At 65.7% G+C, this 14,344-nt stretch carries 10 protein-coding genes; 6 read left to right on the forward strand and 4 right to left on the reverse strand.

Annotated features, from left to right (window positions below):
• Nucleotides 1–883: 883 nt before the first annotated feature.
• The 3 genes from ACQR1E_RS05440 to ACQR1E_RS05450 all read left to right on the forward strand — a co-directional run bounded on the left by ACQR1E_RS05440 (nt 884) and on the right by ACQR1E_RS05450 (nt 4,841).
• A complete protein-coding gene (locus tag ACQR1E_RS05440) occupies nt 884–2,953 on the forward strand; it encodes an acyltransferase family protein (RefSeq protein ID WP_434896776.1) in 2,070 nt (689 codons plus the stop codon).
• A 446-nt stretch (nt 2,954–3,399) separates the two neighbouring features.
• Nucleotides 3,400–4,587, forward strand: a complete 1,188-nt coding sequence (locus ACQR1E_RS05445) for a TCR/Tet family MFS transporter (protein ID WP_434896777.1) — start codon at nt 3,400–3,402, stop codon at nt 4,585–4,587.
• Between the two features lie 77 nt (nt 4,588–4,664).
• Nucleotides 4,665–4,841, forward strand: coding sequence for a hypothetical protein (locus ACQR1E_RS05450; RefSeq protein WP_434896778.1), 177 nt, complete (start codon nt 4,665–4,667; stop codon nt 4,839–4,841).
• A gap of 246 nt (nt 4,842–5,087) precedes the next feature.
• Here the strand turns inward: ACQR1E_RS05450 and ACQR1E_RS05455 are convergent, their stop codons facing one another.
• A complete protein-coding gene (locus ACQR1E_RS05455; RefSeq protein WP_316172733.1) occupies nt 5,088–5,528 on the reverse strand; it encodes a hypothetical protein in 441 nt (146 codons plus the stop codon).
• 755 nt (nt 5,529–6,283) lie between these two features.
• Nucleotides 6,284–7,522: an NF038122 family metalloprotease gene (locus ACQR1E_RS05460; RefSeq protein WP_434896779.1), complete on the reverse strand. Its 1,239-nt coding sequence runs from the start codon at nt 7,520–7,522 to the stop codon at nt 6,284–6,286.
• Nucleotides 7,523–7,774: 252 nt separating this feature from the next.
• Here ACQR1E_RS05460 and ACQR1E_RS05465 point away from each other — a divergent pair, with 252 nt between their 5' ends.
• Together ACQR1E_RS05465 and ACQR1E_RS05470 are read left to right on the forward strand one after the other, a co-directional pair.
• Nucleotides 7,775–8,725 (forward strand): aldo/keto reductase, encoded by a 951-nt coding sequence (locus tag ACQR1E_RS05465; protein WP_315715410.1) that lies wholly within the window; start codon nt 7,775–7,777, stop codon nt 8,723–8,725.
• Between the two features lie 289 nt (nt 8,726–9,014).
• Nucleotides 9,015–10,178: a TAXI family TRAP transporter solute-binding subunit gene (locus ACQR1E_RS05470; protein ID WP_315715409.1), complete on the forward strand. Its 1,164-nt coding sequence runs from the start codon at nt 9,015–9,017 to the stop codon at nt 10,176–10,178.
• 31 nt (nt 10,179–10,209) lie between these two features.
• On the opposite strand, the gene ACQR1E_RS05475 is transcribed toward ACQR1E_RS05470, so the two are convergent.
• Together ACQR1E_RS05475 and ACQR1E_RS05480 are read right to left on the reverse strand one after the other, a co-directional pair.
• Complete coding sequence (locus ACQR1E_RS05475) at nt 10,210–11,658, reverse strand: sensor histidine kinase (RefSeq protein ID WP_315715408.1); 1,449 nt, start codon at nt 11,656–11,658, stop codon at nt 10,210–10,212.
• Nucleotides 11,655–12,326, reverse strand: a complete 672-nt coding sequence (locus ACQR1E_RS05480; protein WP_315715407.1) for a response regulator transcription factor — start codon at nt 12,324–12,326, stop codon at nt 11,655–11,657. The genes ACQR1E_RS05475 and ACQR1E_RS05480 overlap by 4 nt, the downstream gene beginning before the upstream one ends.
• Nucleotides 12,327–12,739: 413 nt before the next feature.
• Between ACQR1E_RS05480 and ACQR1E_RS05485 the strand changes: the two genes are divergently transcribed.
• On the forward strand, nt 12,740–14,296 hold the full coding sequence (locus tag ACQR1E_RS05485; protein ID WP_315715406.1) for a glycosyltransferase family 39 protein: 1,557 nt from the start codon (nt 12,740–12,742) through the stop codon (nt 14,294–14,296).
• Nucleotides 14,297–14,344: the final 48 nt, after the last annotated feature.

A 14,344-nucleotide genomic window follows, 5' to 3' on the forward strand; every position in this document is an offset into this window, starting at 1 on the left:
TCGCCGTCGCCAGGAAGCTTCTAACCATCCTGAATGCCATGATGCGCGACCGAAAACCTTATGCGATCACTCCATCAACATAACAGTTGCCGGCTCAAGGCCGGGACGACACTCAGTGTGTCGCATGGCCGTTTCACCTCACAGGCGTGATGAGCATCGCAAGCGCGACGTATCCACGCCCACGCACCACATCCACTCCACGATCTTCCCAAACAGCCCGCCGCAGCCCCGCGACGCATCCGCGCCCGGGTCATGCTGCCGACATCGCCCTCGACAAACGAGAGGGCGCGGGGAAGACCGGACCTCGACTGAGGCCCGTGGCCCGCCTGCAGAAAAAAATGCAGGCGGCAGGTACCACGGTTCAGCCGGACGACCCGGCCTTCCCCGCGCGCTGGTTTTAACGGCTGCTTCGCGATCTCCCTGGGGACCGGGCTGTCTTGCCCCCATCACCGCCGAGACGCGTCTGACGCATCATCGACCGGCTTGACCTCAGCATCGGGAGGCCACGACCACGCGACTTGACCGTACGCACTAGGCTCATTCGTCGGCCCGCTTGCGCGAAAGCCCCGAGCCCGACACGTCCACCGCTCCCCGCTGCTACGCTCCGTGACGATCGATGCAAGCCGAACAGCGTGCGACAAACTGGCTCGACGGGCAATCTGCGCATAACGGGGATGCGGGAATTGCCCGTCGGGCCGACAGAGAACTGATGAGCACGGACGGGCCGACGTTCGCCACCGATGGCGACCACCTCCTCACGACGCTCATTCATGATTGCGTTTGCCCCGCACTGTCCGCCATAATTGTACAACAGACATTTTCGCGAGTTTGATTGCAGCCAAGACGATTGGAAGCCGAACGTTCTTTTGGGGAGAGAGCGCACATGCACGCGCCAGTGGCCGGCTCGAAACCGGTTCCCGTGGTCGGCACGGCCTACAGGCCGGATATCGACGGACTGAGAGCTGTCGCAGTCATGTCCGTCGTCGTGTTCCACGCCTTTCCGCATGTGCTTCGCGGCGGCTTCATAGGAGTCGACATCTTCTTCGTCATATCCGGGTTCTTGATCACCTCGATCATCGTTGCAGACCTGGCGAACGGATCATTTCGTCTTCGGACCTTCTACGCGCGTCGCGTCAAGCGCATCTTCCCAGCCCTCATCGTGGTTCTTCTTACCGCCCTCCTGCTCGGATGCATTTTTCTATACACTGACGAATACAAGGAGCTCGGCAAGCAGGTCGCGGCGAGCGCCGGATTTGCCGCGAACCTGCTGTTCTGGAAGGAGGCCAACTATTTCGACCTGGCCGCGGAAACGAAGCCGCTGCTTCACCTATGGTCGCTGGGCATCGAAGAGCAATATTACATCCTCTGGCCGGTGCTGCTGTGGCTGTGCTGGCGGACAAGGAAGCGCACCCTGCCGTACCTCGTGGGGCTGCTGCTCGTCGGATCATTTCTGCTGAACATCAAAGCCATGAGCACCAGCCCGACCGAGGCCTTCTACTCCCCGCTTACGCGAGCATGGGAGCTGTTTGCAGGCGGCCTGCTGGCGATAGCGTCGTCCCCATACACCCGGCCGCTCTTCGGCGCTGTCCCTGACACGGGGCTTCGATCACCCATTTCCGATCGGCTCGCGGCGTCGGGAATAGTCCTATTGGCGGCGAGCCTGATCCTGATTTCGAGAAGTACTCCATTTCCCGGGTGGGCAGCCCTGCTGCCTGTCGCAGCGACCTGCATGCTCGTCGGCGCCGGACCGTATAGCTGGGTCGCCCGACACGTTCTTTCGCATCCTTTCCTGGTCGGAATCGGGCTGATCAGCTACCCGCTCTATCTCTGGCATTGGCCTCTGCTCGTCCTGACTCGCGCCTGGATGGGCGAGGCAGGCTCCGCACCGCTTCGATCCAGCGTCATCGCGCTAAGCGCCGGTTTGGCCTGGATCACCTATCGATTTCTGGAACGTCCGATCCGGTTTGGGCAATCGCCCTTGCGGTCGGTCCCACTGCTCTGCGGTGCCTCGGCGACGCTCGCAGGAATCGGCGCCCTGACCATGACCTACGGCTGGACCTTCAAGCCGGGCGATCTGAACAGCTACGCAGCCTATTTCGACTCATTCCGCACGGGCGTGTCGCCGGCTCGGGAAGAGCTGGTGGAAATCAACCAGAACCAATGCAACTTCTACAACTTCGAGAGTGCGCTTCCCACGCGCGTCCCTCGGGACGGCATCAGCCCGGACTGCTACACTAGCCACTCTCGCAGAACGGTGCTGCTCTGGGGCGACTCTCATTCGGCGCATCTCTTCCACGGCTTACGGAAGACGCTTCCGTCCGATACGTCCCTGCTGCTCGTTTATGCGTCGGGGTGCCGTCCACACCCAATCGATCTGACCAGACTGACGACCGACTACTGCGAGATGTCCAACTCCTTTGCGCTGTCGACAATCAAAGAGGTCGTTCCTGATGTCGTGGTCATCTCATTCAACAATTCCTTCGATACCGAGTACCTGCGCGAGGTGTCTCGGGACATCAAACGGATCGGCGTGAAACGGGTGATCGTGCTCGGACTGGTGCCTCATTGGGAACCGTTCCTCTTCAAGGTGGTCATGCAGCACTATTGGAAGTTCACACCGGCACGAATCTCGACGCACCTCGACCAGCATGCGCTTGGCATCGACAAGGCATTTCGAGACGAGCTCCAGGCCAACGAACCGTTCGAGTACCAGAGCCTTCATGACTTCTTCTGCAATCGAGAAGGCTGCCTCATCTATCTCGATCGCAACCGGCGCGAGGGTCTCGTGAGCTTCGACAATGCGCACCTGCGACCGCTTGCGTCCCTCTACCTCGCCGAGCACCTGCTCACCCCGCTGATCCAACGCGACGTCCGTCCGCCGAGGACGCGTGACGACGCGCCGCCGCATGGTGGCAGGACGGGGACTCTCGATGACCGGCCAGGAGTGCAGTGAAGATACGGCGCATTGCCGGGGCGGATCACGAGACGTCCCGCGCAGCCCATCCACATCCGCCTGCCATCGCCCGACCTGTCCGCTCAAACCGCCCGCGGCTTGTTCACCGTCTCGATGCGATCGAGAATCTTGCCGAGATCGCGCCTCGCGGACGTCGTACTCGGTCTGCAGATTGAGGCAGAGCTCCGGCGATGGATCGATGAATATGCATTGAATGCGCCGATCGTCGTTCGGAAAAAGCGGCTTGCGCTGCCCGATCGTCACGTATAGATGGCGCCTGTCGCGAAAAGCGGCCGTTGCCTGCGGCCGAGTACAAGCCGTCCATCTGCCTTTCTGGCATGGACCGGCCCAGCGTCTCCCACACATCAATCGCCTGACGGATCGTCAGGCTCCAGCGAGCGGTCGCGCGTGTTTGCGCCATCGGCTCGCGTCGACCGGAGCGCGCCATGACCAGGGCTGTTGCCGTCATCTATCTCACCATCGTGCTCGATGCCGCCGGCATCGGGCTGATCTTTCCGATCCTGCCGGCGCTGCTGCACGACGTGACCCACACCGGCGACGTGGCGTTCCTTCTCGGCGTCATGACGGCGCTCTACGCCGCGATGCAGTTCATCTGCGCCCCGGTGCTGGGCTCGCTGAGCGATCGGCTCGGCCGGCGCACGCTGCTGCTGGTCTCGCTGGCCGGCGCCATCGTCAACTACCTGTTCCTGGCGGCTGCGCCCGATCTCTGGATGCTCCTGCTCGGTCGCGCCATCGCCGGCATCACCAGCGCCAACGTCTCGGTGGCCACCGCCTACATCACCGACGTCTCGCGCGAGGACGAGCGGGCCCGCCGCTTCGGCCTCCTCAATGCGATGTTCGGCATGGGATTCATCATCGGGCCCGTGCTCGGCGGCGCGCTCGGCGACCATTGGCTGCGGCTGCCGTTCGTCGTGGCGGCGGCCTTGAACGGATGCAACGTCCTTCTGGCGTTGCTGATGCTGCCGGAATCGCGACCGCGGGGCCCTGGCAAGATCGAGATCGCAGTTCTGAACCCGCTGCGGCCACTGCGCTGGGTGTTCGCCGTCAAGAGCCTGCTGCCGGTCGTTCTCCTCTTCTTCCTGTTCAGCGCGACCGGCGAGGCCTATGGCGTCTGCTGGGCGCTGTGGGGCGGCGATACCTTCCACTGGAGCGGTCTTTGGATCGGCCTGTCGCTCGGCACCTTCGGGGTGTGCCAGATGCTGGCCCAAATATTCCTTCCCGGTCCGGCCGTGAGATTGCTGACCGAGCGCGGCGCCATCCTGACCGGAGTGACCTGTGTCTGCACGGCCCTCACCGCCATGGCGTTCGCCAACCAGAGCTGGATGGTGTTTGGCGCGACGCCGCTGTTCGCGCTCGGCGGCATGGGCATGCCGGCCCTGCAGTCGATCGCCACCCGTCAGGTCGACGCACATTTGCAGGGCCAGTTCCAGGGCGTGCTCGCCGCCACGGTCAGCCTCGCCTCGATCGTTGCGCCGCTCGGCTTCTCGAGCCTGTACTTCGCCGTCAGGGACGAATGGCCCGGGGCGATCTGGCTGTCGGTCGTCGCCATCTACGCGATCGCCATTCCCGTCGTCGTCACGCTGCGCCCGGCCAAGCCGGCGTCTGCGCCCTGATGCGTCGGAACCATCGCCGTCGCCGCTCGTTGGCCCGGATGCCTGAGATCGAACTCGCAAAGCCGCTCGTTCGAGCGATGCAGATCTATCGTCACGTGGCCAGACACGATCTGGACCAGGGAGCGCGGCGCGCCCTGGCGCGGCATATCCGCGGACTGGCCGAACAAGGCGTGCATGATCCCGGCCGGCTGACCGTCTGCGGCCTCAGCTATCTGCGCAAGCTCGACCGACAACGCGGCTCCGACCAATCCTGATCTGCCGTGCCGGGACGCGGCGGGCGATCGGCCAGCTCGCCGCCCCGCGGTCACGGTGACAGTGCACGAAGCTTGAGATCCCCCTGCCCGCGGACACGCCAAGCCTCCGGTCCTCAAGCCGCCCGGAATCTTGGCGAGAGCGCCCGCTCACATCTCGAGCGTAACCAGGAACTCCTCGCGCAGAACCTCTCCGGGATGCATCGGCTCGAGCTTCTTGGTCATTACGGCAGCTCTTGAAGCTCGGAGCTAGCAGCTCGAGTCCCCACCGGCCCAGCGGTAGATGCGGTCGCTCAGGGGGCCCGCTCCCATCGGGTTGCTGACCTTGATGGTCACGCGCGATCCGGAGCCGGACTTTTCGATGCGCGCCGCGACGAAGTAGTTCATCCGGACCCCATAGCTGCCTGCGACCAGGCGAAACTCCGCAAAGCCGCGGTCGCGGTGTAGCTCGCCTTCAGATTCGATCTGTCCCCCGCCCGGGTTGCCCGGATTGCCAAAGACCCGGACGGGCGGATAACAGCGCTTGCCGGTCTCGCTCAAGCGGCGGAAGATCTCCTCGTAACTTTCGGAAAAGCTTTTGCTGTCGGCGACGTCGCGCGAATTCAGGCCCTCCGGCGACATCGCACATCCACCGAGCAGCGCCATGGCAGCCCCCATCAGCGCCGCACGCAAAGCGAACTTCATTTCCATGAACGATCCCCCAGCGCCCAACGATCGCCTCGCCCCCGAGTAATCACCGTCGTATTCGCGCTACCTGAAAGATACGCGAGTTCCCGTGAACCGTGCAATATGCGACGCGTCCAGACTTGGTGCTTTTGCCCCGGAGATGTCTTGACATGGCGGTCGGAGACTGAGGTCGAGGTCAACCCGCCAGCAGCGGTCGTCGTCTATCGGTAGGAGCCGAACGCGGGGACCATCCGCATCGTTTGCGCGTGAGCGAAAATCAGCGGCGCACCAGTTGGCTCCGATGATGGGCCGGCATTCGGAACGATCGCCGCCAGCTTCCGTTGACTTCGATGCCTCGGATCGAACTTGCCAAGCCGCTCTCGCGAGCGATGCAGATCTATCGCCGCATGGCCAGACACGATCTGGACCAGGGGACGCGGCGCGCTGGCGCGGCACATGCGCGGGATGGCCGATCAGGGCGTGCATGATCCCGGCCGGCTGACCGTCTGCGGCTTGAGCTATTTGCGTCAACTCGACCGACAACGCGACCGCGAGCGATCCTGACCTGTCGCGTCGGACACATGCGATCGATCGTGAGCGGACCGCACCTCCGATCCGCCCGATCGCTTGGCTACATCACGCCTTTCAGTTCAGGCGAGTGCGACGTGGATGGCCGGGGCAAGCCCGGCCATGACGACGATGAAATGGCGGGCATGACTTAGATCGACTACGCGATGGCCTTCTCGCGCCCAATCGATCCTCTGCTGGTAGCGACCGCCTCAGTTCGCGCTGATCGCGTGCAGATGCATCGCGAGCATCATCGGATCGTGGTGCGGCTCGGCGGAATAGGACGCATAGGCCGTTGCTTGGTCATGGTTCGCGCCGGCATCGGCGCCATTCAGCGCAGCAGCGTCGGCCTGGGCATTCGCCAGCACCTGCGCGGCGCCGGCGGCATCACCCAGCTTGGTGAGGCTGGCGGCCGTCTCGGCGGCCACCGCGGAGGCGATCGCGACGGCCTGCTGCGGCGTCTGCACCGGTGCGGCGACCCCGGCGGCGTGCGGGATCTGGGCGAGCAGCGCCTGCGTGTCGGGGGTCGAGATATTGTAGCCGAGCGTCTCCAGCACCACGCGATCGATCGGCGACAGCGTCTGCGACGTGGTCGGATTATAGAATTCGTTCAAGGGATCGCGGGCGCCCTGGATGCCGGTGTTGAGGAAGTCGGCCGGGTCCGACATCTGGCCGTAATCGGCGATCTTGGTGAGCCCGCCGTCGAGCGAGAAATACGCGGGAGGCGCCGAGCTGATGCTGTTGTTGATCAGATGCTGCCCCGGCTTGGTGAAGTCGAACAGGTCGAAGATGTCGAGATTGCCCGGCGACGGCACCCGTCCCAGCGCATGCGACAGTTCGTGCAGCGCGACGCCGACCAGCGACTGCGTCGGGATGTCGGTGTTGAAGACGGCGAAGCCGTCCTCCGTCGTCGTGCTGTTTGGATCGATGAGCCCGAGCACCTTGGCCTGGGCGTTGGCGACGAACACCTGGGAATGGCCCTGCACTGCCCGCCCCGTCGGCAGGTTGTCGAACACCGTGTCGCCGGCCGCCGCGTGGTCCTGCAGATCGGTTCGGAGCTGCGCGTAGCTGGTGAGCACGCCATTGGAGACATTGGCGCCGGCCCCGCCGCCGGTGCCGGCGAAATCGATCGCGAGGTTGACCGTGGCCTGATCGGTGATCGCCGAGGACAGGATCGCCGCCGCCTGCTCGACGCCGGCGCGGAAGCTTTCGGGCGCGGCCGCGGCGGCGGCATCGAAGGTGAGGTTGAAGGTGAGCCCGCCGGTGTGAACCGAGACGGTCTCGGAGCCGTCGGCGTGTACCACCGGATCCGACACCGCGCCGGGCGGCAGCACGACAGGCGAGGCAGCCGCAGCCATATTGGTCGTCGTGTTCTTCGCCGCCGCGGCCGGATCGGGCATCATGAGACCATCTGAGCTCAGCCCGAGCTGGTCATGGGTCAGCGTGTTCATCAGACGGACTCCTTGATCATGGCCCCCCGCGTCTCCAGCTGCGAGGCGTTCGCAGGCTGCGACCATCATCGGCAAGTGAGTGAAAAGTCTGACGCTGCCGGACCCACTTCGGGGCAGCCGTGCCACGGTTTGGATGCGGCCGGGCGGGCCCGCCATGCTCCTGCCGCGCTGGTCTCGCGCGACGAATGACGGCAATCTGCGGCAGGCGTCCGCGACGGATGCAGCCAACATCATTCAGATCGAGAGCCTCCCATGAAGATGCGCCCGCTCGGCCGTTCCGGCCTCAACGTTCCGCCCCTTTGCTTCGGCTGCAACGTGTTCGGCTGGACGGTGGACGAGGCGGCCTCGTTCCGCCTGCTCGACAAGGTGCTGGAGTCCGGGATCAACTTCCTCGACACGGCGGACGTCTATTCGCGCTGGGTGCCCGGCCACAGCGGCGGCGAGTCCGAGACCATCATCGGCAAATGGATGAAGCTGCGCGGCAATCGCGATCGTGTCATCCTCGCCACCAAGGTCGGCATGGACATGGGCGACGGCAAGGTCGGGCTGAAGGCCGACTACATCGCGCGCGCGGTGGAGGACAGCCTGCGCCGGCTGCAGACCGACGTGATCGATCTCTATCAGTCGCACAAGGACGACGAGACGACGCCGCAGGAGGAGACGCTGGCGGCCTATGACAGGCTGATCAAGGCCGGCAAGGTGCGGGTCATCGGCGCCTCGAACTTCTCGGCGGAGCGGCTGCAGGCCGCGCTCGAGCTGTCGGCGAAGAGCGGCTTGCCGCGCTATGAGAGCCTGCAGCCGGAATACAGCCTCGCCGAGCGCGCATCCTACGAAGGCGCGCTGCAACGCGTCTGCGAGAACTACGGCGTCGGCGTCATCACCTTCTTCTCGCTGGCCGCCGGCTTCCTCACCGGCAAGTATCGCTCGGAGGCCGATTTCGGCAAGAGCCCGCGCGGACAGCGCGGCATCCCGAAATACATGAACGAGCGCGGCATGCGCATCCTCGCCGCGCTGGACGCGGTCGCAAGGGAGACCGGAGCGCAGCAGGCCTCGATCGCGCTGGCGTGGCTGCTGGCCAAGCCCTCGGTGACGGCGCCGATCGCCAGCGCCACCAGGCCCGAGCACGTCGACACGCTGGTGGCGGCGACGGAGCTCGCGCTGACCGCGGACCAGGTCGCGCGGCTCGACGCGGCGAGCGCGTGAGCGCCGGCGCGCGACGCCACCATTCAGCGCCAGGCGTGCGACGTTTCGACACGCACGCAGGACGGTCGTTCTCCACCGAACAGGGCCTGTGATGGAGGACTCGGCGCGCTCAGTGCCGGTCCTCGATCGCAACACCCGATCACGCTCCTGCACCGCATTTTCAGCACAGCGGTGAAGCGGGCCGGGCGACTTTGCAGCATCTCGCGGATCGCCACCTCACGGCCAAACTTCGGCCGGGATCGAACTGCTAAGTCCACTGTCAATTTAGAATGTATCGAGGAAGCGTTCGGTGAATCGTGTCGCGCGCGTAACTGTTGGCGCATTCGTATTTGCATGTGGTCTGTCATCCCTCGTGGCGCTGTCTGGCAGCGCCCGAGCGCAGCAATTGCCGCAGCGCCCGCCCACCGGCGGCGCCGTCGGTACGCTGCCGGACCGCGAGGCGCTGAACTCCGGCACCGTCACCGTGATCACCGCGCCGATCGGCGGGCCGATGTCGGTCATGGGCTCCGACATGGCCGCGGTGCTCGACGAGGGCGAGAGCCTGCGCGTGCTGCCGATCCTCGGCAGGGGCTCGGCGCAGAACCTCATCGACATCATCATGTTGAAGAACATCGACATGGGCTTCGTCACCACCGACGCGCTGGAATTCGTGAAGACGGAATACAACATTCCAGACATTGCCCAGCGCGTGCGCTACATCGCGCAGCTCTTCCACAACGACGTCCACATCGTCGCGCGGCGCGAGATCCGCTCGCTGGAGGATCTCAATGGACGGCGGGTGTTCGCCGAGCGCTCGATCGGCCTGCCGGCAGCGCGCACGATCTTCCGCCGGCTCGGCATTCGCGCCGACATCGACTCCCAGACCGATCCGACCGGCGGGCTGCAAAAGCTGATCGACGGCCAGGGCGACGCCTGGATCGCATCGGTGTCGAAGGACGCGCCGATCATCAAGGGCATCAAGAACGAGGGCGGCCGGCTGCATCTCTTGACGATCCCCTATGACCACGCGCTGCAGGACATCTATCTGCCGTCGTCATTCTCGTCCGAGGAATATCCGAACCTGGTGCCGCCGGGCACCAAGGTCGAGACCGTCGCCGCCTCGACCGTGCTGATGGTCTACAACTGGCCGGAGAACAGCGAGCGCTATCGCCGCACGGCGCGGTTCGTCGACGCGCTGTTCGGCAAGATCCAGGTGCTGCAATCGCCGCCGCGGCATCCGAAATGGCGCGACACCGTGCTGTCGGCGCCGGTGCAGGGCCTGGTCCGCTTCAAGGCGGCGCAGGAATGGCTCGATGGCGCCCGCGCGATGCAGTCGCCGGGCCAGGATGCCAACCCGGCCGAATTCCGCAAGTTTCTCGACGAGCGCAAGGCGCAGGCGAGGATGTCGCCGGACGAGGCCGCGCGACTCTACAGCGACTTCCTGAAGTGGCAGCGGAGCAGGGAGCCGCGCTGAGCGCCGAACCGCCGGAAGCGACGTCCCGGCATCAGGAGCGCGGCGGCAATCCCGCCTGATCGGCCGTGCGCCGGACGGCCGGCAATGTCGCATCCGCAGCGCCGCCTTGCGAAGGCGCGGCGCGCGCGAAGCTGAGCTCGACCGTGGTGCCGCCGCCCGGCGTCTCGCGCAGCGCGACGCCGCCCTGATGCGTCGCCATGACCTGCGAGACGATCGAAAGCCCGAGCCCCATGCCTTCGCCGCGGGTGTGGCCGCGCTCGAACGGCCGCAGCAGGCGTTCGGGCTGATCGGATTGCAGGCCGGGCCCCGAATCGATCACGCGCAGGCGCGCCGCGGCGTCGACCTCGACGAGGATCGGACCGCCCGCGCCGGCATGCGCGACCGCATTCCTGATCAGGTTGGAGAGCGCGACCGCGATCGCCGGCTCCGAGCCGCGGATCCGGACCGGCGCATCGCAGCCGGCGAAGCCGATCTCGAGCCCGGCCTGCAGCGCCATCGGCACGTGCTCGGCGGTGACGCGCCGCGCCAACGCGACCAGGTCGATCTCGCCCAGCTCGTCCGGCTCCAGCGAAATCCGCGCCAGTTGCAGCAGCATGGTGACGATCGACGACAGCTTCTGGTTCTCGCCGACCAGTTTGGCGCGCAGGCCGGCATCCGGCACCGCCTCCAGCATGGTGCGGGCGTTGGTCAGCGGGGTCCGCAGCTCGTGGGCGGCATTGGACAGGAAGTTGCGCTGCGCCTCGGCGGCGTGGTCGATGCGCGACAAGGCGCGGTTGAAGGCGGTGACCAGCGGCAGCAATTCGGCCGGCGCGTCCCGCTCGGGCAGCCTTCGGCCGTCGGGCACGCCGTCGATCATCTCGGCCGCGCGTGCGACCGCACGCACCGGGCGGGCGATCAGCGTCGGCACGAACAACAGCGCCGCCAGCACGGTCGCGACCAGGACCAGGATGATCGGAAGCGCGACGATGGTCGCGTCGGTCAAGGTGCCCGTCATCAGCTGCGTCGACGTGTAGGCGACGCCGCCGGTCTCGATCAAGACCTCGCCGACCGGCGTATTGCGGACCGCCATCATCCGTTTCAGGCGCCGGGTCTCGCCGTCGATCGCATAGGCCAGGAAGCTGGTGCCGTTCTGCGACGACGGACCCTTGTGCGGTCGCCATTTCGGAATCGGCCCGTAGCTCACCTCGCCGCTCTTGTCGGAGACGACGTACCAGAACGTCGGGAAGTCCTGCATGATCGTGTCGAGCCGGGGCGTCTGCTTCACGAGCAATTGGCCGCCAGCATCGCGAGCCACGGCCTCCTTCAGCGCATCGGCAACGTCGGCCGCGCCCCACGTGCCGTCATCGTCGCCGCCGAAGCGGATCAGCAAGGCAGCGGCGCAGATCAGCATGATGGTGGTGACGACCGCAATCAGCGTCGCGGAGAGCAGCGTGATGGAGCGGCGGATACGGCTGAGCTTCTGCCACCTCACCTGCGTCACTCGCCGCTCAGGAGATAGCCGAGGCCGCGCACCGGCCTGATCGTCGCCCTGCAATTGGCTTCGCGCAGGCGGCGGCGCAGCCGCGACACATGGGCCTCGATTGCGTTCGACTGGATCTCGTCCTCGAAGCCGTAGGCAGCGGTCTCCAAGGTCTCGCGCAGCACCACCCGCCCGCTGCGGCGAACCAGCGCCTCGAGGATCGCCAGTTCGCGCCTGGGCACCACGATCGGCGCCTGGTCGACGCAGACCGCGCGATTGACGATGTCGAAGCCCAGATTGGCGATCGAGACCATCGCGCCGCGGTCGAGAAACAGCCGGCGCAGCACCGCCCTCGCCCGTGCCACCAGCTCGATCGGCTCGAACGGCTTGGCGACGTAGTCGTCCGCGCCCTCGTCGAGCGCACGCGCGATGTCGGCGGGGTCGTCGAGCGCCGTCAGCACCACGGTCGCGGGGCTCGGCTTCTGCTGCCGCAGGTCCGGCAATAACGCCAGCCCGTCGCCGTCCGGTAGTCCGCGGTCAATCACCACGAGCTCGAAATTGCGCACCGCGATCGCCGCCCGCGCCTCGTCGAGCGTCGTGACGATGTCCGACGAGCCGAACGCCGTCGCGAGTGCATCCCGCAGCCAGAGCCCGAGCTGGGGATCGTCCTCAACGACCAGAACGCGCACGCCATCCTCCCGCAACATCGACAATCGGCTGTTCCTATCATTACAGACGGATTACAATAGGATTACGTCGGAGGCATTGTGGTACCGTTGTTTTCTTCAGCGCCTAATCGAAGTCGAGCCGTTCTGCCAGGGCTGATCGAGCCTCCATCGCGATATCTCAGTTGCAAGCGGAACGACTTCTCGGCCGGCGCGATTGCAGTGGTATGACGTGCCATGCCGCGTTGATCCGATTTTCGACGTCAGCCTTTCGTAATCGTCTCGGCCTAGACTGGCATTCAAATACGCGCCGAGGATTCGCCCGCATGAAGCCTGCCGCATGATCGACCGGACACACCGGGCGATCAGCCATTCTTGTCGGCCGCGGCTGCCGATCGCGCGTCACATCCGTCGCCTCATCATTGATCAACATCGACATGTTCCATGGCTTTGCGTTCTCGACCGTCGCCGAACGGTCGGACTGTCATCCGGCGGCCTGGCGCCGTCCGTTCCTGCGTTGGCTCGACGGCATCGAGGCCGGCTGGGCCGTGCCGCTGCTGCTGGTGTGCTTCGTGGCCGTGTGGACGGCCTATCTCTCGATCGCCTACGCCGGCGCCGGCCTGCATCCCGACGTGATCGAGACCTGGACATTCGGACGGCAGTTCGCCTGGGGCTACGACAAGCATCCGCCGCTGATGGGCTGGATCGCCGGTGCCTGGACCGCCGTCTTCCCTCTTTCCGACTGGTCGTTCCACCTGATGGCGATGACCAATGCGGCGCTGGCGCTGTGGTTCGTCGACCTGATTTCGCGCCGCTTCGTCGTCGGGGACAAGCGGGTGATCGTGCTGCTGCTGCTGATGCTGACGCCAGCCTATCAGTTTCACGCCCAGCGCTTCAACGCGAACTCGGTGCAATTGGCGACGTGGCCGCTCGCCACCTACTGCTTCCTGCGCGCGTTCGAAACGCGAACGCTGCCCTGGGCGGCCGCCGCCGGCCTGACGGCCGCGCTCGCGCTGCTCGGCAAGTACTACTCGATCTTTCTGGTGGTGAGCTTCGCATTCGCCGCCATGGCGCATCCGCAGCGACGCGCCTATTTCACCTCGGCGTCGCCATGGATCTCCACGGCCGCAGGCCTCGCCGCGCTGTCGATGCATCTCGACTGGCTCGTCGGACATGACGCGGCGCCCATCCAGCACGCGCTGATGCACGCGCGCTCCACCCTGGCGACATCGTCGCGGGATGCCCTGTTCTTCGTGCTGGGGCTCGCGGCCGCGATGGCCGTTCCGGCTGCCACCTGGCTGATCGTCGCCGGCGCCAGGATCAGGTCTTTCACCACGGAGATGGCCGCGCTGAACGGCGGCCTCCGGCTGTTGTCCTATATCGCCATCGGCACGGTCGGCCTGCCCGTCATCAACGCGCTGATCATGGGCACCGACCTGCCGTCGCTATGGGCGCTGCAGGGGCTGTTCCTGTTCGTCGTGGTGATCGTCTGCGGCGCAAGCTATCCGATCGCGCGCTTCCACACCGTCAACATCGCGGTGCTGACGGTCGGGATCGCCGTCCTGGCTGCGATCGTCGCGGCGCCGCTCCACGCCTTCTACCGCAACAGGCACGGCTATGAGGAAGGTCGCACCTTCTACCAGCAGACCGCGCGGGAAGCGACGCGCCAATGGCGGGAGTTGACGGGGAAGCCGCTCGAGCATGTCGGCGGCACCGAGAGTCTCGCGCTCGCAACCGCCTTCTACAGCGCTGATCATCCCGCTTACGGTCTGCCCGTCTCGATCCACGAGACCGGTGCGGACTCTGGCAGCGAAGGCTGGATTTCGTTGTGCTTCCGTGACCAGGCGGATTGCATCGGCGCCGCGGAAGCGGTGGCCGCCCGATCCGGCACCTACGTCAAGCGCGAGTTCGCGGTGCAGGCGCGGCTGCTCGGCTGGACAGGATGCACACGAACGGTGGTGGCATTCCTGGTGACACGGCGGAAGGAACCATAGGGTTGAGGCAACGCCGCACGCGGCAGCCTCGTCAGCGGATCCGAACAT

Source organism: Bradyrhizobium sp. HKCCYLRH1030, from assembly GCF_051168395.1.
Classification (GTDB): domain Bacteria; phylum Pseudomonadota; class Alphaproteobacteria; order Rhizobiales; family Xanthobacteraceae; genus Bradyrhizobium.